Here is a 22,448-nt window from a genome sequence, read left to right as displayed (position 1 = left end):
TAACCCATAAATCTCTCTGGAAGGATTGTATACTAAGATAACCCTCTAAATTACAGTTATCTTGTGATTTCCTTTTTCTAGCTTTTCTGTCGGTGAGAGGATTTCATGAAAAAAGCAATTGTATATTTCCTTATCTCCATCACTCGTTTTTCAGAAAAGAATCTGCATCTTCCCCTTTCCACTCAACAAATATATAAACTCCTCAAAGTATCTTTTATCCATGACCCTTGAGCCTGTGCATATGCATAAGATCTCGGAGCTTGCAAAAAAGATTGACCGCTCGTTTGAATCTGAGGAGGTAAAAACGGCTGCGGATATCTATTCTCTACTTGAGGAGTTGGAGCTAGATGGGAAGGTCGTTCTTAAAGCCATAGACAGGCTCTTTCGAGGGATTGTAAGAACTGAGCTGATGGCACAGAGCGAGGATCCGTATCCACTTACTTATGCTTGTGACAGCGGAAGTACTAACCCAAAGACTTATGACAGCGGACTTTTTGTAGATTTCTGTCACTGTGGGTTGGCTGCAACGCCTACTGATCTCGATATTCAAAGATTTCGAACAATCGTATGTGCTGCTTATTCTTCTTCTCTGAAGGTGTCCATACAGGCTACAGCAGGCTGGGAAACCTTTGATGAAGAATTTGGAAGGGCAAAACTGGTTACAATCGCACCTGATGAGTTAAAAAGAAAAGCCCCTGATATGGTGCACAGTTTTGCCATGTACCTGGCAGAATCCGAACATATTCTTTTCATGAAAGACAAGCTCGAACCTGAGAGCTTTTTCATAATGGACGGGCCGATTTATCCAAAACAGCTAATGTACTGGATGGTGCTGGACGATGAGGAAGTAAGGGTTCGGCAGAACACCGACGCCCGAAAAATCCTCCAGAATTACATTGATATCATGGATCATTTCCTGAAAAATCGGCAGCCTGTGATCGGGTTTGTAAAAAATCCTACTGACGTGCAGATTATGGACAGCGTCCGGAAAAAAGGGGATGCTTTCGACCTTCCCTGGATGCTTGACTCCCAGTTTTTCAAGAATCTTCTATCCTTAGAAAAAGTTGATAATGCCTCCGGACATGAGGGAAGGAACTCGATAAATAACGGGAAGAATGGCAAGCACATTGGCTCCAGAAATGATTATATTACTTACACCAACTGGTTTTTGCAGCCCAAGAGGTTTTATGAGAAGTTGCTTGACGGGACTTCACCCCTTGCAGCCGCAGATCCGCTCCAGCAGGAACTCAGGCACAATTTCCCGTCTGAGGATTATGCTCTTTGTTTTTTCATGCTTTATGTGCCCTCTAAAAATGTGGTCTTCAAGGTAGAAGCCCCATATGGGCTTGTTAAGGACGATTTCCTCCGCATGCAAATTACCAAAAAAGTGCTATTTGACCTTTCTTTGTATGGTTTTCCTCTTACCCTCACAAAGGCAGACCATCTGGCAAAAATCCGCAAGGTGGAGAGGCAAGAGATCGATAAATTCTTTGAAAACATGAATCCCGATACCACTTATAATGACACTCGGTGGGGTAAGATAAATGAAATATGAAGATGTCGATATTTTTACTTTTAACTCTTACAAACCGAAACAGAATCCAGTTCCTGTGGATTCAGGAACGGAAGAAACTCCAAGTTCAAAGGAAAGCCCTGACGAGATAAGTACCGAAGGCAGCGATAAGGGCGAGCTCGTGAAATCTCTTGACTTTGAAGGAGCTTCCAGCCTGGTTACTCCGATATTCACACCTGATAACGATAAAACACTGCAAGCGCCATTGTCCGATACTCTCAGGAAAGATTGTCCAGAGGAGGTACCGGATTTTATCCCAACCGAATCTGACATTATATCAGATATTGAATCCAATATTAAATCAGATATTAAACCCGATATTGGATTCAGTATTGAATCTGATATTGAATCCGATCTTTTTTCAGTTCCTGCTGAAGCAATTCTTGAATCTGCTCCTCTATCTAAGACTGCTTCTCTATCTAAGACTTCTTCTCCGCCTTTATCAGATCTCTCTCTTGAATCTGAAGTTCTTGGGCGTTCCGTACAGGAAGCTTTCCCCTTTGAAAGCTTTGCCAGTTATAGCGATAACATCCTGAAGGCTTCTCCAGTTTCAGAGGCTTTCGGGATTGTTACTACAGGCATAGAGCCCCTTGAATTGACTCCCTCAGGAGCTGTAATCACAGGCTATATTACATCAGCCCGTCGGGATGAGATAAGGCTAGGCACATATGTAGTCGTGCCTTATGAAAATGGAGAAAAACTCTTTGCCAGGGTGGGAAAACTTCAGTACAGGCAGGAGTTTGTGGTAGACGACGCAACTGAGATTCACTCCAGGCGTATGCTCAGTGCTCTTGGAAACTCTGTAAATGAAGATGATTACAAATTCCTTGCCTGTCTTGATCCGCTCTGTATTCTTTACCGGAAGACCGAAGGTAAACTCACCCGGCGTATGGCAGACCGGATTCCCCACCCTAATACTCCTATCCTGCCTGTTACTGACAGGCTTGAAGTCCAAACAGGGCTCAATATTCCTGAAGAAGGAATTTTTCTCGGTCACCTGAGCGTAGGCGGCGAACTTTTAAAAACTAATTCCGAGCCTGAAACGGTTGCATACTATCTCAGAAACGACTATTCAATGGGTGACCCTCTTATTTTCAGGCATATACTTATTTGCGGGAGCACAGGGACAGGAAAAACTTTTCTCTCAAAGAATATCCTCCGTCAGTTCCTGAATGAAAACAACAGATACAGGCTGCGGAGTTCTCCTGATAAGGCCCGGAAAAACCCCTGTCTGGTAATCATGGACCCTCAGGATGAATATTCCCAGCTTTTCGAGGACAACGAGACCCTGACTGAGAACGACAAATTCCGTTTCGAATCCGAAAATGTAACTTATGGTCGGGTTCTCTCTACAAAGGCTTTCGTGGCGAAAGTTGACGGGCAGAAATATCCCGGGGATAAGTCCAGAGCCGAGCAGATTGAGTTTACAATTCCCTTTTCGCTTGTAGAACACAATTCCTGGCTTATTGCAGCAGCCGGAATGTCCGAACTCCAGTACATAGGGCTTGAAGTGCTTCTCGGAGATTTCTTCAAATCAAGTGTGTCTCATACTTACCAGAATTTTATCAATCATATTGACAATGAAGGTACTCGCTCCTACTACGTTGACAGTGGAAAGCTTCATGAGTCCTCCTATGATGGGATTGTAAGAAGAGTGAGGAATCCTTTCTTCTCGAAGGTTTTCGACCGGGATGCGACCTCAATTACTGATCTTCTGGACAAGATCTTCAAGCCAGGACAGGTTTCGGTTTTCCCGACCGAATACATAAGTGCTCCTAGAATCCGCGACCTTATAGTACTCACAATAATGAGCTTGATCGTGGACAATAAATTAAGTACCACAGGAGAAAAAGCTATTAAAGAAACTCCTATTATCCTTGCCCTGGATGAAGCCCATCGATACCTCTCGAAGGCAAACGGGGAACATTCTCGTCTTATTATTTCTCGTTTTGCAGACGCAGCCCGTCAGGGTCGAAAAGAAGGACTTGGTCTTTTCCTGATCACCCAGGACCCTCAGGATATCGATGATACGGTTTTCAAGCAAATAAATACGAAACTGATCCTTAACCTCAACAACGATGCAGCTATCACCTCTCTAAAAGTCCCGAAAGAATACGAGAGGAGAATTCCATATCTTAAGAAAGGACAGATGATTATTCATTCTCCGGATAATAGTGATATCGTGGAAATAATAGGGCTTTCAAATTGTGTAGTCCGACATCGGTGAGTTTCATCAGTTTCCAATAGTTGGGGTATATGCCTGATTTTCCGATTAAATAACTCTCGGATAACTAAAAATAAGATAATAAGATCAGTCACTCTAAATCACAAAGAAAATGTCAGCTCTCAAATCTGGTCAAACAAGGTAAAGGTGACCTTTTTGTCAGATTTGATAAATAATTCCCCCACTACCCTTTAGCCTTGATATTTTTATCATTTTTCGATTTAGGACTTATTTGTTTTGAGAGTATATACCTGGCCTGGTATTTGTTGTCACATTTATGTAATTTGCTTTTGTTGTCGTATTGTTGCCTGCCACATTGATTACTGTAAGTGCAACCTTATATTTTCCTTCCTGTAAATACTGATGTTTTGGATTCTGTTCTGTTGAAGATGCTCCGTCTCCAAAAGTCCATTTCCATTTAGTTGGTATTCCTGTACTTTTGTCAGTAAAGGCAACCGTTAATGGCGCTTTTCCTGAGGTGGGTGTCGCAGAAAATGCAGCAACCGGTTTTGTTACCGCTTTTATATAATTTGTTTTTGTTGATGTGTTACTGCCTTCATCATTTGTTACTGTAAGTTTAACAGTATATCTCCCTACTTTGGAATACTTATGCGTTGGATTTTGCTGGGTTGATGTTGTTCCGTCTCCAAAAGTCCACTTCCATGACGTGGGGTTTCCTGTACTTTTGTCAGTAAAGGCAACCGTTAATGGTGCTTTCCCTTCGATAGGTTTTGCAGAAAAGTTTGCAACAGGTACTCCGCCGAATACTGCATCATATGCATCGATCCGGCCTGAACCATAATCATTATCCTTTCTTGCCGATCCAAGATCTACTGCTGTACTTTCTAATTTCTGCTTTACCGCAGAAGGCTTCATAGTCGGGCTCTTTTCCAGAATTAATGCTGCAGCGCCGGAAACATGCGGTGTTGCCATGGAAGTTCCGGACCAGTCTGCATATCCTCCACCTGGGAGTGTTGAAGTGACATCTACTCCGGGCGCAGATACATCGGGTTTAATGTATGTCTGCCCATCAAGAGTAACAGGACCCCGACCACTGAAATATGCTACTACATCGGAAGAATCTGTTGCACCGACAGTGCACGAATTAAGTTCATCACCGGGGCACGTGATTGAGCCAGATCCATACTCGCCGTTATTACCAGCCGCTATGACAGGAACTATACCTGCTGTAACAACATTGTTTATTGTAGTCGTAAACGCCGAACTATGTGCTGATGATCCACCGCTAAAACTTATAATACGGGCATTATTAGCAACTGCCCACTCAAAGCCAAGAATACAATCAGATAAATATCCAGAACCGTATCCGTCGAATACTTTTGCTTCAATCAGCTTTGTACCTGGCGCAACTCCGGTTTGCACACCGTTAGCACCGGTTCCTGAAATTGTCCCGGATACATGAGTACCGTGCCCATGATCATCATATGGAGACGACCTCGAGTTTACGTAGTCAATCCAACCTACAATTTTCGGATCGTTTGTATTGGGGTTGTCGTCAAGGTCGTTAAGGTCAGGATGTGTTGCGTCAATTCCCGTATCTACAACAGCAACGGTTATCCCTTTTCCAGTTATACCCCGCTGCCAGACTGCAGGTGCTTCGATTTTGTCTACTCCCCACGCATTTGTAGATACCTTTATCTGCTGGGTAGTCGCTGCCTCTATTTTTTCGGAGGATGTCTCGGCATGTTCTACTATAGAAACAACTTCATCAAGTTCAATCTTCCGAACGTCGGGTCTCCCGGCAAGAGAAGCTAAAACTCCCGGTGTTACCCTAGCTGCAACAGCGTTAATAATCTTAATAGATTTTATTTTTTGTACATGGTTTTTTGATTTCTCACTCTCGAGATATTTTATCAGATCTTTCTGATTATTCTCAATTTGAGATTTCCCAGCAGCAGTCTTAAATGCGATATTCTGATCTGATAACATTATAATTACAGGAATTTGCTCAGTCTCTGGAATTTTAGTAATTTTTGAAGACAAACTTGCTGATATTTTATCAGAATTTGCCTCCTGGTTTAAATCTACATCTCCAGCTAACGCAGTAAATGAAAACAGCGATATCAACAACAATGATGTACAGATAGTAAATAATAGTTTAGAAACCGTTTTTTTTAAAAGCTTTCGACTTTTTTCCACCTATTCACACTCCTTTCCAATATTCATTCTTATTTCACTATGGAATATGGCTTTCTGTAACCAACCACTTATGTTTCCAGAGCCTGCAATCAACAGTATTATAATACCGAGCCTTTTGTCCGGTTGATGATGTTTTAAGGCCAACCTGCAGGCACTCAACTTTTTTACAGATACAGAAATCATTTAATGATTGGTGTCCAGATATAAAATACTTCTGAACTTATACATCTAGTGCTTTGTTACACGATATAATCAAGAAGAGAAGCCACAAAAATAAATTCATTAACCAGATTAGACTATAAAAAGACATCCTATAATATAAAAAATAGAGATAAACTATTGAAATAGGATATAAAAAATTATAATACCTAGATTTTTATTTTATGTGTCGAATATATAGTCAATACATACTTCAATTTTTAAGATGTTTTCGCTTATCTCGAGTCCGATAACTGGATAGATTTAGATTTAGATTTAGATTTAAATTTAGATTTAGATTTAGATTTAGATTTAGACTTGGATCTTACTGAAAATATACTCTACTGTTTACTTAGATAACTCGAGATATAATATTTCTTATCTGTTAATAAAAAATATGTAATAAGGAGAATAATTGTATTTTTTTGGATTGATATAAAATACTTATTCCCCTTATATATTTTTGATATCTTAATTATTCATATTTTACCCATTCTTTATTTGATTATTCGAGCTTGGTAACCACTCAAGTTTAATTATACAAAAACTTCATGATCATCTTACTTTAATTACTTATATCTCATAATAAAGGAAAGTGTGAGAAAGAGTGGAGAAAGGAAATCCAAGGGTGTTTTTCTGCAGTTCACTTATCTTCCAAATCACGAGGAATCTATGTGCCGAAGCATAAATACTTTTCAAAAAATGGTTATCTAACTGTTTTAGATAACCTGAAATTTTTTCTAAATTTGATTACTATTCCTTCTCTATCCTTCGAAATCTACCCTTCCGTTTTTTAATCTTAGTTATTTGTTTTTAGAGGCTATGATATAGCCAGAAATAGTTTTAGTATTACTGCCTTTAGCATTCTTCACTGTTAAGCTGACAGTGTATTTTCCTGCCTTGCTGTATGTGTGGCTAGGACTCTTGGCTGTTGAATATGTCCCATCTCCAAAGTTCCATTTCCATGAAGTTGGTGATCCTGTGCTCTTGTCGGTAAACTGCACTTTCAGTGGGGCTTTTCCTGATGTCGGAGCAGCAGAAAAAGCAGCAACCGGAGCTTTCAAAGCGGTTGTGATAATATAGTTATTTATTGTTTTGGTGTTTGTTCCGACAGCGTTCTTTACTGTTAAGCTGACAGTATATTTTCCTGCCTTGCTGTATGTATGTACAGGATTCTTAACTGTTGAAGTTGTTCCGTCTCCAAAAGTCCATTTCCATGATGTAGGTGAGCCTGTACTCTTGTCAGTAAATGTTACTTTCAGTGGAGCATTTCCGGAGGTAGGCGCTGCAGAGAAAGCAGCAACCGGTTTTTGTGGAGCTGCTTTTACAGTTATATAATTCTCTATTGTTTTGGTATTTGTTCCGGCTGCATTCTTTACCGTTAAACTGACAGTGTAATTTCCGGCTTTACTGTATGTATATACAGGATTTTTATTTGTTGAAGTTTTTCCATCTCCAAAACTCCATTTCCATGAGGTGGGTGCTCCTGTGCTTCTGTCAGTAAAACTAACTTTCAGCGGTGCGTTTCCTGAAGTTAAAGATGCAGAGAAGGCAGCAATTGGTGAGTTTTCGTTTTCTATCGGCATAACGTATATACTATTTTTTCCTTCTCTATCAGACCAAAAAGCAATTTTTTTGCCATCTGGGCTCCATACCGGAAACGAATCCGATGCTGAATCTGATGTTAGCTGCACTTTATTTTTTCCATCGGCGTTCATAATCCATATGTCTTTACTGCCAGCCTTATTCGATACGAATACGATTTTACTTCCATCCGGTGAGAATATAGGAGAATTAGCATTTGCCGAGTCTGAGGTAATTTGAGTTTTTCCGGTCCCGTCAGCTTTTATCGTATATATCTCCGAGTTTCCACCCTCATAATAGGATTCGCCTTCCCCTGCATAGTATACTATTTTTGAACCATCTGGAGACCATATCTGTGACTGCTTGGATTGAGTTTGATGAGCAATTAATCCAGGTTGAGACCTGGTCAAATCTTTACCTATCTTTCCACTATCAATATAATAGTCAATGTCAGCCGGCCCATGCGTACAAACTGCTATTTTTGATGCATCGGGTGATAGGGCAATACTGCTAGCAATACCTATGTTCCCAAGGGTATGTTTATCGAATCCATCGGAATCCATTTCCCAATAGGAGCCCCCAATCTCTTCATAAATCTCAGCGTAGAGTATTTTTGAACCTGTGGGATACCAGGTGTATATATAATAATATTTATACCACGCTGTGTCGAGCAATTGGGTTTTTCCTGTCCCGTCTGCATTCATTACCCATAAATCACTCGTCGGCCCATTAGTGTCATCGTATCTGTTTTCAATATACGAAATTTTGCTTCCATCTGGAGACCATGCATAACAGGAAGTAAAATTATCTCCCATTGTAGAGGTAAGCTTCTTTTCTCCCGAACCACCTAAAAATACCTTATACAGCCCATCTTCCCGTGAGAAAAGGATTTCTTTCCCATCTGGAGACCAAACTGGATTTGAATCAGACGCAACATTGGAGGCTACCTTTGTTAATTTCCCAGCTTCCAGGGTATCCGCAACTGTTACGTTTGATGTCATAATCATCAGAAAATTAAAGACTATTAACAGATATACCACTCTTGGACTAATTTTCACGATATTACCTCACTTTCATAAAGTACAGGTATTATTATTTTCATAAACCTCAACCGGAGAATTTTCTCCTGCTAGCGAAAGATTATTTGCCTTCCTTATATTAGGTTCATAAAAAATAACCAAGAGAACCTGCTGTCTTCCCGATAATTTGCCAGGCTAAAACCCTCTTAACAACAAAATTTCTCTTTTTTCTTCGGTTAATACAAAATGCCAAAAGTGTATTACTTGTACAGCGGTTTTCTCTAAATCATAATTTAAATATTCAAAATGTATTGTTTTTGAGTACCCGTTTTAAGGTACAAATTTTTTACCCGAGTACAAATTAATTTATTTTATCCCCGTTTTTCCCCTACTTATACAACATCGTAATTTATACAGCTCAAATTTATATTATATGTACATCGCTATAAATGTTTTTCATAATCTGTTACTAAATATGCTCAATCAATTATTTATCTTATTCTATATTTTCTTTGAAGTATAATTTTTATATTACAGATATTCAGTTAAACGGAAACTTCAAAAAAGAAATTTGTAGAAAATGAGCCCTGAAAGTAAGTTACTGAAAGCTTGCAATAAAGGCAGCTTTCAAATCTAGTAAAACAAAGCAAATATGGCCTTTTGGAGTACTCTGGATTTTATGATGTGATTCTCACTGTTGTGGATTTTTGGTTTGGGCTATGTGAAAACTTCGCTAAGCTGATGAGTGGCTGGTTCTGATATTTATGTGAAATTGTGGCTGAAAGCCATTAGGTTAAATACTATTAATTACTGGGGAAAGCTCTCAATTATTCTAGACAGTATCCAAACTAAAATTAGCAGAAGAAATATCCATACTGATAATTTGATTAATTTACCCAACTGGTACCAGAAAATATCCATTTTCTCCAAAAAATTCATTTTTCTTTCCTCCAATTTCTTAATATATTTAATATGTTTATGTATAAAAATTTTTTGACTGTTTTATATGTTTTGGATTCTTCTCTGGATACCTAAATCCGCAGCGTTTTCGAAAACGAATATTTACTGTGGAAAGTGGGATGGATAATTATGAAAAATGAGCATGATATTCTTCGAGTAACAGGCACAAATAAGTGAAAGCATTTGCAGGCATTTTCATGTCAAAGAAAATCTAAAACTAGATGCCCATCTTCTAATGGAAAACATAATCATGTGTCACTTGACCAATAATTTATCAAGTATATATAAATGATAGCGAGAAAGAAGGAAAAAATCACAGAGTTCAAAAAATAATAATTCTAACATAGATACAAAATAGATACATTAGAAAAATATGTAAATGGGATAGCGCGGATTTGAACCGCGGTCCAAGCGTCCCAAACGCTCGAGGATGGACCAAGCTACCCTACTATCCCAAGGGGCACTTCTTCTCAAAGGAGATTATCCTTTATATAGCTTTCGTTAGAACATAGGCCTGTGACACGATCTCTCAAAAGTTTTCTTCGGAAAATAAAAATTTCTTCTGACTTATCTTTCTGGAATTCCTAATTTTTCCCTGATTCTCTGAGGTTCTTTTCATTATTTCCAACGGTGATAGATCTCGTTTTCTATCCCGAGCAGGTCGAGTGCCCTTCCTACCATGATATCTGTTAGGTCTTCAAGGGTTTTGGGTCGCGAATAGAAGCCCGGACAGGCTGGAAGAATACTCGCTCCTGCTTTTTTAGCCCGAAGCATATTTTCAATGTGTATAAGGCTAAGCGGAGTTTCCCGGGTCATCAGTATAAGTTTTCTCTCCTCTTTGAGGCAGACATCTGCAGCTCTCGTAAGGAGAGTATCGGATAGCCCATTTGCTACGGCTGCAAGGGTTTTCATGCTGCAAGGAGCGATAACCATTCCGTTTGTCCTATAAGAGCCGCTGGCAATTGGCGCTGAAAAATCCTTCTGGGCATAGCTCCAGGTTGCAAGTTTTTCCACTGCCTCTGGCGCGTAATCCGTTTCGATCCCAATAATCTGGCTTGCGGCATCCGTCAAAACCAGATGGGTTTTAATTCCTCTTTCCGCCAGTACTTCAAGAAGGCGAATTCCATACTGAACCCCTGAGGCTCCGCTGATTCCTACCGTTATCTCCATTTTATCCTGCCGTCAATTATTTCAAATCTTTATCTTGCCCTTCCAGTTCGTTTCCTTTTTCGTAAAAGGCAATGAAGCTTTCCACCATTTCTCCTGCAGTTGAGACTATATCCCTTATCTCTTCAGAGCTTATATTATCCTGGTGTATTCCGGCAACAAATACCGAAGTCCTCCTTGTGGCCTTGCTTACCTTCCTTGCCCCATCAAGGGCAAGATATTCTTCTCGATGACCGGGCATTGTTATTACCGATGAACTTGTTCTCTGACTTTTTTCGTCAAAAAGCCCTACGGCAACAGCTCCCACATGTTCTTCTCCACCTGTAAGGGTCAGCAGGTAATCTTCTCCGACCTTTTTTACCTCAAGTACAATTTTGATTTTTCCCACTTTTCGTTTAATCTGGAACAAATTCCTACCTCTGCCCTTAAAGTTCCTTTTTTAAATTCTATTTTTCTTTTATTCTACCTTCAGAGATCACTCAGTTTAAACTGTTTTATGGGCTTTTTAACCTCAAAATAGTCTCTGGCGGCTTTTCCTACAGCCTCACAGTGCTCTTTCGGACTATATACCCCCATTCTCCAGTTGTCCATATGAGCTTCCTGCAGGATAGATACAAAATGGGAAGCTTCATTAAGAGGGATCATTTTGTGATCAGTCTTTATCATTGCCTGCATTTCCACCATTTCAGGCATCTTCGGAATATCTACAAGCACATACTCAGGATCAATTCCTGCTAGCTCTGCAATCTCTTTTTCTACCCTTCGGATCCGGTCGCGATGTCTGAGTACGGCTTTTCCTACATCTACCAGGCCTACGTATAGTGCCCGCTTATAGAGTTTACGGGCATCCAGCAGCCGTGAAAGTTCTCCTGCATATCCGGTTGCTCTTCTCATGGACGCAACAAGGTCTATATCATCCATCTGCCTGAGCTTGAACGGATCAAGCTCATTATTTTCTATCATGTACTCCACCGATCTGGAACACATAGCTTCCGAGATCCTGGTTACGTGATGATAGTATACAGACGCGTTCATCCAGAAACGTGAGACCAGTAGAGATTCGGCAGCTTTCAATCCTCCGTAGTCTACAACGAGTCTATCCTCATAAAAATTCATCTGATTTATCAGGCGGTTGTAATCTACGACCCCGAATGCTACGCCTGTGTAATGGGCGTCTCGAACAAGATAGTCCATTCGATCCACGTCAATCTCACTGCTAAGGATCTGCCCCAGAGAGGTTTCTCCTTTTATGTGCTTTACAAGGTTTCCTGGAGAAATTCCATATTTGCTCAAAACTTCCTTTATTTCTCCCTTTCCCAGGATTTCTTTTACATCATCGTGCCTGCGCCGCGTGTATTTGTCAATAACATTCTCGGTAACATGAGAAAAAGGTCCGTGCCCTACATCGTGCAGAAGAGCAGCAGCTTTTATTTCGGTTTTCCTATCCTCTTCAATCGAATCGAGACTTCTAGTTAGCATGGAGGCAAGATGCATTGTTCCAAGCGAGTGTTCAAAACGAGAATGATTAGCTCCCGGGTAAACGAGGTTTGAAAACCCAAGCTGTCTGACCCTTCTTAGGCGCTGCATCTGAGGGATGGAAAGAAGATCCTGAACTAAGTCATCCAGCTCTATATAACCATGTACAGGATCAAGGACAACCTTCATTATTCTTTAGACAGATCTCATTATATATTGTTGTTACTATTACTCAGGTACTGTAGATTTTGCAGAAATACCGTTACCCGAAAGTTTAATAGAAAGCCGGAAAAGGTATTATCATGATTATATTTTCAGGCGGCACCGGAACTCCAAAACTCCTTGATGGCCTCAAGGAGATCCTCCCAACGGAGGAACTGACCGTTGTTGTAAATACTGCCGAAGACCTCTGGGTTTCGGGAAATCTGATTTGTCCTGACTTGGATACAGTGCTCTATCTGTTATCAGGTCAGATCGATCGGAATAGATGGTGGGGCATAAAAGACGACACATTTCTGACTTATGAGCGTATGCAGAAACTGGGTGTCACGGAGAGCATGAAGCTTGGGGACTGTGACAGAGCAACCCATATCATCCGCTCTAATTTTATACGAAGTGGAATCTCTCTTACAGACGCGACTTTAGAGCTTGCTTCCCTTTTCGGAATTGATGCAAAGATTCTGCCCATGTCTGATGATCCTGTTTCCACTTATATAGAAACCCCTGAAGCGATTCTGCATTTTCAGGATTTCTGGATCGGAAAGCATGGAGAACCCGAAGTGTTGGATGTTAACATAACGGGAATTTCCGAAGCTTCAATTTCTCCAAAGGTGCTCGAAGCCCTGGAAAATGACGATAACGTCCTAATAGGTCCAAGTAACCCTATTACGAGTATAGGGCCTATCATTTCTCTTCCAGGCATGAAAAATCTGCTGCAAAAGAAAAAAGTCGTGGCAATCAGTCCAATAATTGGCAATGCCCCTGTAAGCGGGCCTGCCGGAAAATTGATGCAGGCGTCGGGGCTTGAGGTCTCTTCAATGGGGGTTGCGGAATATTATCAGGATTTCTTGGATGTCTTTGTTTTCGATGAACGAGATCAGGCGGATGAATTCGCATTTGAGAAAATTGGATGCCATGCTACCCGTGCTGACACCCTGATGACTTCAACTGAAAAAAGCAAGGAACTGGCAGAATTAGTAGTAGGGCTGTTTGATACTATTGTCTGTCCTTAATTTTCACTAATCTCTTTTTCTAGCTTATGCCAAAATTTTGAGGTCAAAAACTTGATTGACAAAAGTTATTGATAATAGTTGATTGACAATTAGGGACATGAGTTCCAAAGAAATAAAATTTTAAATAATCAAGTTTTTACTTTTTGATCCGCTATATAAACTATAAAATATAAAATTAATTATCGTCGAGTTATATAGAACGGAAGAGCAGGTGTCCTGAACCTCCAAGCTCCTATTAAACTTGGAGGTTCAGGTATGCTAATTATTCTAATGAATCTGTTACCAAATGTCAAATTCTTCTGACCAGTTTACAGGTTCTCGATTGACCACTCTTTTGCGGCTCTGACCCACATTTTAAGCCTGTCAGAAGTGCTGAGAGGGGGAGTTCCACAACCAAGCATACTTCCCTTTGCTCCACCATCAAGGGCTTTCCTAACTGCTCCTGTGATCTGTTCTTCTGTACCTTCAATCATAAGAAGTGGGGTCACGTTCCCAACCACTGGTACTTTACCTGCAAGTTTTGTTGCTTCATTCATCTTGACTGCCTGCTCTATACTGAGACAGTTTGCTCCAGTGGAGGCCATACCCTCAATAATTGGCAGTGTTTGCCCACAGATATGCAGTTCCCAGGGACACCCCAGAGAATGGATGAAATCTCCAAGTTCCTTTGTCGCAGGAACTGCCACGTTGTAATAAAACTGTGGCATAACAAGACTAGGAGACGCAGAGGCATCTGAGTAATAAAGCACATCTGCTCCTGCCTCGATACAGGCCCTCGCATAAATTTTGTTTATCTGGAGGGCGGTAGAGATCCATTCCTGTATTTCTTTCATCTTCTTTTCCTGTTTCAAGCATTTTAAACTGAGCACAGGAAGTTTTTCTACTCCCATAAGATTTCCCGCCAAAGTGACAGGAGCTACAAGAAAAGAGCAAATCGCTGCATCAGGAAATTTTTCTTTTGCAAGTTTTATGGCTTCAATTGTAGTCTGGACATATCTGTCTTCAAGAAAGTGTTCATAATTTACATCTTCAGGTTTTTCAAAGGCACTTCTGACTGAAGGCTGTATATCAATTGCTCCCATGTTAACTTCAAGTCCAAGGGCAATAGATTCTATAAACATGCCAAAGGGCACAACAATATTATCAATCCCTGCATCCTTATGCATCAGGCTTGCAACACTTACCATCATTTCAGCATTCCTGTGATATTCAGGCCACGTTACTCCACTCTTTTGTATGTATTCTACTACCATTGCAGATCCTGAAATTACCGGAATTCTATCCACAGGTTCTCTGTTAAGCATTGCAAGAACTCTTTCTCTAGATGTCATTTCCTCCATTATATTTCCAACTCCCCTATTATATATCATGTCTTTATTTCAAAAAAAAGACAAATCCATTTTATTTACATTTATACCTATATACTTTTTAATTTACTAATAATTTCTTATGTTTATTTTATTTTGTATTCTATATAATTATCATAAAGGCCAATTGATTTTGATTTTATCCCATCCTATTCTCTATTTATTTTCCTTTCACCTTTTCACTTCGTGCATAGCATTTTTATATTCACACTGTTAACAAAATCCAAAAGTTTTATTTAATACTTTTATTATACTTTGTAATATTATTACTTACTAAGTTTGATCTTTATCTTACCAATTAAGCACTATTTTTTAGTAAGTGCTATTTTTACGGTTAGATAATGAAGAAATCGGTTTAATGATTAGTGGAGGAAAAATCATGATAGGAGAAGGCGTGATGAATATAAAGAGAATCAAAGCGAAATTCATTTATCTTGTCTTCCTGACAGCCCTCATTCTTTCCCTTTGTCCTATTCCAGGGGCGGCAGCCGAAATTGATAATTGTGGCTTAATGACTCAGGTCTTTGCTGCAGCCGAAGCAGATCTTGGAGCTGTTGGACCAGAAAATACACTTATTATTACGGATATAGGCTCTCCTGCAGAGTCTTATGTTTTCCTGGATGAATTCTATTCGGAGTTTTATGAGAGAGATCTTCTGTACACAAAAAATCTCCTTGTTGTCCAGAACTCAAGGAATAGTCCTTTATGGTTTGCGTTCTTCGATAAATGCAGCGGGAACTGTACTTATATCGAGGTCTCTTATGAAAACAAAAGCGAAATCAGTTATAAGGTGACGGAAAATATAAACTTTGATACACTTTCGAAAACTCCGAAATCGAGAGCTGCATGGAATGAAAAGGTAAATGCAACAGTATTTGATGGGCGCGAATTTGCCATTCTTACAATTTCGAATGGCTGGTCTACCGGAAAGCTCGATTATGAGCTTATGCAGTGCCTTGAGCTGCACAATCATTTCTGTCCGGGAGTTTCGAGCGGTCACGTGCTTGCAAACTGGATGGAAGAAAACTACCCTCTTGAGGAAGGCGTAAGTTATACGGTTTTCTCCTGCCCTAACTGGTGCAAAGAAGATGTTTTCTTAAAGCGTTGGGACGCGACTCCGGGCAAAGGAGGTATCTGGGTATCTTCATTGACGGATGACGAAAAAGAAGCTCTTGGAGGTTCTCCTGCAGGTATTTTCGTGGTCACAGATAAAAATGCCGGAACTATGAAAGCAGTAGTTCTAGGATTTAACTTTGACGTTGTCAATGCGAACTCCGGTGCAAAAGCCGATGATCCAGGATGGGTCTCGAAATATTTAGCTGATCTCTGGCTTATGGACAAGGAAAACTGGGATACAGAAGGACTTGTTTCGGTAATTGCAGTTTTTGACATTGATGCCGATACCCTGGCTGAAATGAAACAGGCGAATAATAACCCTTATGTAGTCCTAGGACTGCTTGATCCTGCAGGTCGTACTAATCTCTTGAAAATTGGAGCTGATGGAACAGGCAACTTAACTAACGGATCTAAACCCGCGCAAAAAATTTGATGTCCTAAAACTAGGAGCTTCTGACAATTCTTTAACTTCTTTTTCCCTTCCTTTTTTATTTTTTTATTCGCGGCTCCCTTTTACCTTTGGTATTTTTGTCTCTCAATTCAACTCTCTGAATTTCCTTATCTATATCTTTAGACTTGTTAACATTAACACAATTACTTCTTCAATCCCCTTCTGTTGCATGTGCACACAGGGACTGGAAAACCAAAGGTATATAATATTTTGACATTTTTCTGGTGTCAGTTTACTCTCTTCCTGGAGTATTCAGGCCTTAAGCTTTCTGAAAAGGAATTAAATGTATGTGAATTACATTATGTGAATTACATTAATACTATAGAATTCTTTATTACCTGAACAGGATTCCTTATTAATAGAACAGGACTCTTTATTATACAATATAATTCTTAATACCGGAAATATCGCAACGGCCAAAAAAAGAGTTAATACCATGCTTGAAAAACTAAAAACCTCACTCATTAATTCTCCTGTGATCAAGCGAGGAGAATATAATTACTTTATCCATCCTATCTCTGATGGTGTACCATCCATAGACCCCCATATGGTTGAAGAGATCGCCGAATATATTCTCCAGATTACCGATATTAAAAAAGTTGACACTATTCTTACCATAGAAGCTATGGGTATTCCTGTAGCAAATGCCCTTTCTCTGAAAACAGGAATTCCTTTGACTATTGTTCGAAAGCGGCCTTATTTCCTTGAAGGAGAAGTGGAACTGTCTCAGAGTACAGGGTACTCGAAAGGAGCTCTCTACATAAACGGGCTCAAGAAAGGGGACAGAGTAATTATCGTGGATGATGTCATCAGTACTGGCGGGACGCTGATAGCACTCGTAAAAGCCCTAAAAACTATGGGTGTGGAAATTCTGGACGTTATTTCTGTTATCGGAAGAGGGGACGGCTATTTACAAATAAAGGAGCTCGGAGTTGAGCCCAAAATTCTCGTTACTATCGACGTGAGCGAGAAAGGTGTGGAGATCAAGAATGTCTTTGGGAATGAGTGACGCTTTTGACTTAAGGCCTGAATATATTATCAGTGTAATAGATAAACTGGGCGCAAAAACCGTAGGCTTTCAGTTTCCTGAGGGGCTTAAAAGAAAAAGTCCGGAGCTCGCAAAAATAGTTGAAAAAGCTACCGGGGCTGAGATTATCATCTCTGGAGACCCATGTTTTGGGGCGTGCGATTTAGATAAAACCCTGCTAGAAAAGGTTGATATTCTTTTCCACTTCGGGCACGCTGAGCTTGAGGATACGAAGCTTTCCGAAAAGGTCTATTTCATAGAAACGCGTTCTGCAGTTGACATTCGGCCGGTTGTTGAAAAGGCAGCATCTGAACTTAAAGGGCAGATTATAGGGCTAATTACTACGGTCCAGCATGTACATAAACTTCCTGAAGCCTGTGCTGTCTTGGAGGCAAATGGAAAGACCTGCATAATCGGGCATGGGGATTCTAGGCTTGCATATCCAGGCCAGGTACTCGGCTGCAATTTTTCGGTAGCAAGGGCTGAGGTCTGTGACGAATACCTGTATATCGGAAGCGGAGATTTCCATCCTTTAGGAGTATCCCTTTCCACAAAAAAAAGGGTTCTTGCAGCTGATCCTTTTTCCGGAGACGTTCGCGAGGTAGATCCTTCAAGAATCCTTCGCCAGCGGAGTGCAGTAATTGCAAAGTCCCTTGATGCGGAAGTTTTTGGGATAATCGTCTCAAGCAAAAACGGGCAGGAAAGAATGAATCTGGCTTTCTCCTTGAAAGCGCTTGCAAAAAAGCACGGAAAAGAGGCATACCTTATTCTGATTGATCTTGTAACTCCAGATCAGCTTCTTCAGTTCAAGGTAGATGCTTTCGTGAATACTGCCTGCCCTAGGCTTGCAATCGATGAAGTTGGGCGTTTTCCCTCTCCTATGCTTACTCCTCAGGAGTTTGAGATCGTGCTTGGAGAAAGAGACTGGGAAAAGCTTGTGCTGGACGAAATTACCGAAGAACCAGTGTAATTTTTTACGGTTGGAAATGTCCAGGTAATAAGTTTAGATCTAGATGCCAAATCAAAATATATAAATAAAGAATTAAAATATATATAAATAGGGAATTTAAGTCGAGGAAATGAAACAGAGAAAACTTGAGATGCTGCTTGAAGAATTGGAAAACTTCTCCAATCCTGAACTTGAGCTGGAGCAGTACCAGACACCTCCTCTTCTAGCTGCGGAAATTCTTCACTTTGCTTATATGCAGGGAGATCTTGATGAATCGGTGCAGGATCTGGGCTGCGGTACTGGAATCCTTGCAATAGGGGCGAAGCTTCTAGGAGCCAGAACGGTTGTGGGGTATGATACGGATTCAAAAGCACTTGAGACCGCACAAAAAAATGCCCAAAAACTTGGAGTAGAGGTCGAGTTCGTGTTATCAGACATTGCCGACGTTAAAGGGCATGTAAAAACGACGGTTATGAATCCCCCTTTCGGGGCAAGAGTGAAAGGCAGAGACAGGCCTTTCCTTTCGTCAGCGTTAAGAACAAGTGAAGTGATATATTCAATTCACAACCGCGGAAGCCTTGCTTTTATCCAAAAGTTCATTAAGCCTGCAATCATTACACACTCCTACGTTGCGAAATTCCCTATAAAACGAACCTTCAATTTCCATAAAAAAGAACGAGAGGTTATTGAAGTAGAGATCTACAGGATTAAGGTCTCTGAATAATTCAGACGCAGGTACTGTTATAAGGTATCAGACTTTATAGAGACAGTGTCAGGATTTTACCTCTAAAGGCGAACTATGACACTGATTATAATTAGTATGCCTGTGTTTTACCAAACCATACGGTGCGTCAATAGGGGCAAAAGTGACAGATAATACGAATGTGATAATCTATCTCATCTATTGAGGTTAGTTATCTGTCAATTGAGTGTGTTAATATCAGATTGAATTGCTACAGTATCTTATTGAATGGCTACAGTATTCCATATCATTGATAGTTGCTGTGATTACGATTTATATCGACTACTAAAGATAGTCCAAATGAGGGATCATGATTAGAATTCGAAAAAGTAAAACTACAAGAAAAAAATTGACTGGCCCGAGTGAAGGAAAGCCAGTTGCCGAAAAGGTGACTCAAATTGCTTCAGAAAGCAGGGATCAATTCAAAGGTCAGTCAAGAGATCAGTTTAAGGCCCAGCCCAGGGAACAGGCTGTTAAAAGTCAACCGAGGGAACAGTCTAGGGATCAATATAAGAGCCAATCAAGAGAACGATTCAGGGGACATCCCAGAGACCAGTTTAAAGGGCAGTCCAGGGAGCAGTCAAAGGACCAGTTCAGGGGAGACCAGGGCAAAAAAAGAAGGTTCCCTTATCAGAAAAAAGGCTCAAGGGAAAGGTCGGACATGCCTGAATCCAGGACTCCTTACGAAGTCGAGACTCCAGAAGAAGAACTTGAGAAAGGTGATTTTGTGCTTCCTGGAGAGCTTGTTGGAACGACTGAGGAGTTCAAGTCCGGGGAAGGAACAACAGTGTCTGCCGGAGATATTTACTCTACAGCTACCGGAATAGTAATTATTGATAGGAAAGCAAGAGTAGTCTCGGTCAGGCCAAGCACGATAACTCCGAATATTCTTAAAGTAGGGGATATTGTCTATGGAAAGATAACTGACGTGCGCGAATCCGGAGCAATGGTAGAAGTTGCAAGAATAGAAGGCAAAGAAGACAGGGAAATTGTCAATGTGCGGTCTGGAGACGTCCACGTGTCAAATGTGCGGGACTCTTACGTTAAGAGACTTTCAGATGAGTTCAGGCACTTTGATATAATCAGGGCCAGGGTTATTGATACTGAAAGAATGCGCCTGACAACAGCTGAAGATTCCCTTGGAGTTGTAAAAGCTTACTGTTCAAATTGCAGAGGAGAACTTGTGCTCGAAGGGAAAAAGCTTAAATGTCCTGTATGCAATATGACCGAAACTCGCAAAATCTCAACCGAGTACGGGAAAGGGATCCAGTAATTTCTTTCTCCTACAGGCATGGACTTCTGCACAGTAAATTATCAGTAGATTACATTACTTACCATTTACAGGTGGTCACCAATGCAACTGAATATTCTTTCCAAAACAGACAATGAGCTTGAAGTCGAGTTCAAAGGCGAGACACATACCCTTCTAAATCTGCTCAAGGATCTTCTGATTAAAGACGAAAGGGTTGAGATTGCCTTCTATGATATGAAATACGTAAGTATCAGTGACCCGATCCTTTACATCAAAACCGATGGTACAAACCCTATTGAGGTCTTAAAGGACGCTGCTTCGAAAATAATTGCTCAGTGCGACGAGTTTACTGATGTATTTAACAAGGCAGTAAACGCTTGAAATAGCTGAAAAATGGTCGCATAACGTCTTTTTAAAGGCGTTTTGCTTTCTTTTCCGGTAAATCCGGAATCTTTCCAGCAGGGGGCTCTTGATATTTATTAAGGAGCCTTTGCTATCTTCAAATATCATAGATTTTGGAATACTTTTTTATGAATCTATGCGTATCCAGAGTAAATAAAAAATCTTAACGCGGAATTAGGGTAAAAGCATTAAACTGGATTGAATAATTCAGATTTTTTTATTTCAAAGATTATTTCCTGCATTTGCAAGTTAAAAATTATAAACTAATCTGTAACTAATGTTGAGGTTAATCTGTAACTAATACTGATGTATGAAAGATAACTTGAGGTATGAAATAAAATGAAACTTGATGACTCATCCCTTCAGAAGTTCGGTTTTATAAAAAGAGAGACCCTTGGCAGCATAAACATCGATCCTCTTCAAACAGGCGGATGTTTGACCGAGGCTGCAAAACAGGCTCTTGTAGAATGGGGAGACGGGTACTCTGTATGCGATTTTTGCGGAGGAGTTCTGGACCAAATAAAAAAACCTCCAATTTATGATTTCGTACATAACGCCCTTCCAGAGTTTCTTGGCTGTGATGAAGCAAGGGTTACAAATGGGGCTCGGGAGTCCAAGTTTGCTGTCATGCATTCTATTGGCAAGCCGGGTGACTGGATTGTGCTTGACGGGCTTGCCCATTACTCTTCATACGTTGCAGCCGAAAGAGCCGGCCTGAATATCAAAACCGTACCGCGTTCAGGCAGTCCCGATTATTACCTCGACCCTGAAGGGTATGCCACAGCAATCGAAGAGGTTACAAAGGAAAGTGGAAAACCGCCTGCGCTTGCACTTGTAACATATCCTGACGGAAGCTATGGAAACCTGCCAGATGCAGGAAAGATAGCGTCGGTCTGCCATGAATACGATGTCCCCCTCCTTCTGAATGGCGCATATGCAGTCGGAAGAATGCCGGTATCTGCAAAAGAAATCGGTGCCGACTTTATTGTAGGCAGCGGGCATAAATCGATGGCTGCGTCAGGGCCTATCGGAGTGCTTGGCGTAAGTGATGAATATGCTCCTCTTGTGTTCAGAAAATCCAAACACAACAAGGTAAAAGAAGTTGAACTTCTGGGGTGCACTGCAAGGGGCGCTACAGTTATGACCCTTATCGCATCTTTCCCGGATGTTGTAAAGCGCATTCGGAACTGGGACCAGGAAGTCGAAAATGCCCGCTGGTTTTCGGCAAGGCTAGAGGAAATGGGCTTTATCCAGCGTGGGCAAAAACCCCATTCTCATGACCTTATGTTCTTCGAAGCCCCTCGTTTCTATGAGATTTCCGAGAAGGTCAAGAACGGAAGATACTTCCTCTACAAGGAGCTCAAAGCCCGCAATGTTCACGGCATTAAGTCAGGGCTCACCAAATATTTCAAACTTAGCACTTTCGGGCTTGGTAGAGATAAACTTGAAGCTGTCGTGGATTCCTTTGAGGATATTCTGAAAAAATATGAGGATATTTAAGGTTGTTTAAACCGTCGATATTTTACGTCCGGGAGAACTCAATCAGACT

16 protein-coding genes and 1 tRNA gene are annotated in these 22,448 nt (G+C 40.7%); 10 read left to right on the top strand and 7 right to left on the bottom strand.

The window, feature by feature from the left end; translation table 11 throughout:
• Nucleotides 1-220: 220 nt before the first annotated feature.
• Together BP861_RS01470 and BP861_RS01465 are read left to right on the top strand one after the other, a co-directional pair.
• Nucleotides 221-1,555, top strand: coding sequence for a DNA double-strand break repair nuclease NurA (locus tag BP861_RS01470; RefSeq protein WP_292371847.1), 1,335 nt, complete (start codon nt 221-223; stop codon nt 1,553-1,555).
• A complete protein-coding gene (locus BP861_RS01465) occupies nt 1,545-3,800 on the top strand; it encodes an ATP-binding protein (RefSeq protein ID WP_292371845.1) in 2,256 nt (751 codons plus the stop codon). Before BP861_RS01470 ends, BP861_RS01465 begins: the two co-directional genes overlap by 11 nt.
• Before the next feature lie 225 nt (nt 3,801-4,025).
• Here BP861_RS01465 and BP861_RS01460 read toward each other — a convergent pair whose 3' ends face one another.
• From BP861_RS01460 to BP861_RS01435, 6 genes are all read right to left on the bottom strand, one after another.
• Nucleotides 4,026-5,747, bottom strand: a complete 1,722-nt coding sequence (locus BP861_RS01460) for a S8 family serine peptidase (protein ID WP_292371844.1) — start codon at nt 5,745-5,747, stop codon at nt 4,026-4,028.
• 1,211 nt (nt 5,748-6,958) lie between these two features.
• The gene (locus BP861_RS01455) at nt 6,959-8,746 is read right to left on the bottom strand and encodes a PKD domain-containing protein (RefSeq protein ID WP_292371842.1); all 1,788 of its coding nucleotides are present in this window, start codon (nt 8,744-8,746) and stop codon (nt 6,959-6,961) included.
• A 1,352-nt stretch (nt 8,747-10,098) separates the two neighbouring features.
• A tRNA-Pro gene (locus BP861_RS01450) sits at nt 10,099-10,173 on the bottom strand.
• A gap of 163 nt (nt 10,174-10,336) precedes the next feature.
• Complete coding sequence (locus BP861_RS01445) at nt 10,337-10,888, bottom strand: UbiX family flavin prenyltransferase (RefSeq protein WP_292371840.1); 552 nt, start codon at nt 10,886-10,888, stop codon at nt 10,337-10,339.
• Nucleotides 10,889-10,904: 16 nt separating this feature from the next.
• A complete protein-coding gene (locus BP861_RS01440; protein ID WP_292371838.1) occupies nt 10,905-11,294 on the bottom strand; it encodes a hypothetical protein in 390 nt (129 codons plus the stop codon).
• A 59-nt stretch (nt 11,295-11,353) separates the two neighbouring features.
• On the bottom strand, nt 11,354-12,550 hold the full coding sequence (locus tag BP861_RS01435; protein WP_292371836.1) for an HD domain-containing protein: 1,197 nt from the start codon (nt 12,548-12,550) through the stop codon (nt 11,354-11,356).
• A 113-nt stretch (nt 12,551-12,663) separates the two neighbouring features.
• On the opposite strand from BP861_RS01435, the gene cofD reads away from it, so the two are divergent.
• Nucleotides 12,664-13,593 (top strand): 2-phospho-L-lactate transferase, encoded by a 930-nt coding sequence (gene cofD / locus BP861_RS01430; protein ID WP_292371834.1) that lies wholly within the window; start codon nt 12,664-12,666, stop codon nt 13,591-13,593.
• A 308-nt stretch (nt 13,594-13,901) separates the two neighbouring features.
• Here the strand turns inward: cofD and BP861_RS01425 are convergent, their stop codons facing one another.
• Nucleotides 13,902-14,933: a uroporphyrinogen decarboxylase family protein gene (locus BP861_RS01425; RefSeq protein ID WP_292371832.1), complete on the bottom strand. Its 1,032-nt coding sequence runs from the start codon at nt 14,931-14,933 to the stop codon at nt 13,902-13,904.
• A 406-nt stretch (nt 14,934-15,339) separates the two neighbouring features.
• On the opposite strand from BP861_RS01425, the gene BP861_RS01420 reads away from it, so the two are divergent.
• The 7 genes from BP861_RS01420 to pscS all read left to right on the top strand — a co-directional run bounded on the left by BP861_RS01420 (nt 15,340) and on the right by pscS (nt 22,399).
• Entirely contained in the window at nt 15,340-16,509 is a 1,170-nt protein-coding gene (locus BP861_RS01420; RefSeq protein WP_292371830.1) for an FmdE family protein, read from the top strand.
• A 454-nt stretch (nt 16,510-16,963) separates the two neighbouring features.
• Nucleotides 16,964-17,536: a hypoxanthine/guanine phosphoribosyltransferase gene (hpt, locus tag BP861_RS01415; RefSeq protein WP_292371828.1), complete on the top strand. Its 573-nt coding sequence runs from the start codon at nt 16,964-16,966 to the stop codon at nt 17,534-17,536.
• Complete coding sequence (gene dph2, locus BP861_RS01410; protein WP_292371826.1) at nt 17,517-18,524, top strand: diphthamide biosynthesis enzyme Dph2; 1,008 nt, start codon at nt 17,517-17,519, stop codon at nt 18,522-18,524. The genes hpt and dph2 overlap by 20 nt, the downstream gene beginning before the upstream one ends.
• A gap of 109 nt (nt 18,525-18,633) precedes the next feature.
• The gene (locus BP861_RS01405; protein ID WP_292371824.1) at nt 18,634-19,227 is read left to right on the top strand and encodes an METTL5 family protein; all 594 of its coding nucleotides are present in this window, start codon (nt 18,634-18,636) and stop codon (nt 19,225-19,227) included.
• A gap of 328 nt (nt 19,228-19,555) precedes the next feature.
• Nucleotides 19,556-20,518 (top strand): exosome complex RNA-binding protein Csl4, encoded by a 963-nt coding sequence (locus BP861_RS01400; RefSeq protein WP_292371822.1) that lies wholly within the window; start codon nt 19,556-19,558, stop codon nt 20,516-20,518.
• 81 nt (nt 20,519-20,599) lie between these two features.
• Nucleotides 20,600-20,878, top strand: a complete 279-nt coding sequence (locus BP861_RS01395; RefSeq protein ID WP_292371820.1) for a DNA-directed RNA polymerase subunit L — start codon at nt 20,600-20,602, stop codon at nt 20,876-20,878.
• Between the two features lie 360 nt (nt 20,879-21,238).
• The gene (pscS, locus tag BP861_RS01390; protein WP_292371817.1) at nt 21,239-22,399 is read left to right on the top strand and encodes an O-phospho-L-seryl-tRNA:Cys-tRNA synthase; all 1,161 of its coding nucleotides are present in this window, start codon (nt 21,239-21,241) and stop codon (nt 22,397-22,399) included.
• The last annotated feature ends 49 nt before the right edge of the window (nt 22,400-22,448 follow it).

It is taken from the genome of Methanosarcina sp. UBA411 (genome assembly GCF_002495725.1).
Taxonomy (GTDB): domain Archaea; phylum Halobacteriota; class Methanosarcinia; order Methanosarcinales; family Methanosarcinaceae; genus Methanosarcina.
The sequence above is the reverse complement of the archived record's forward strand: the minus strand, read 5'-3'. Positions and strand labels throughout refer to the sequence as shown.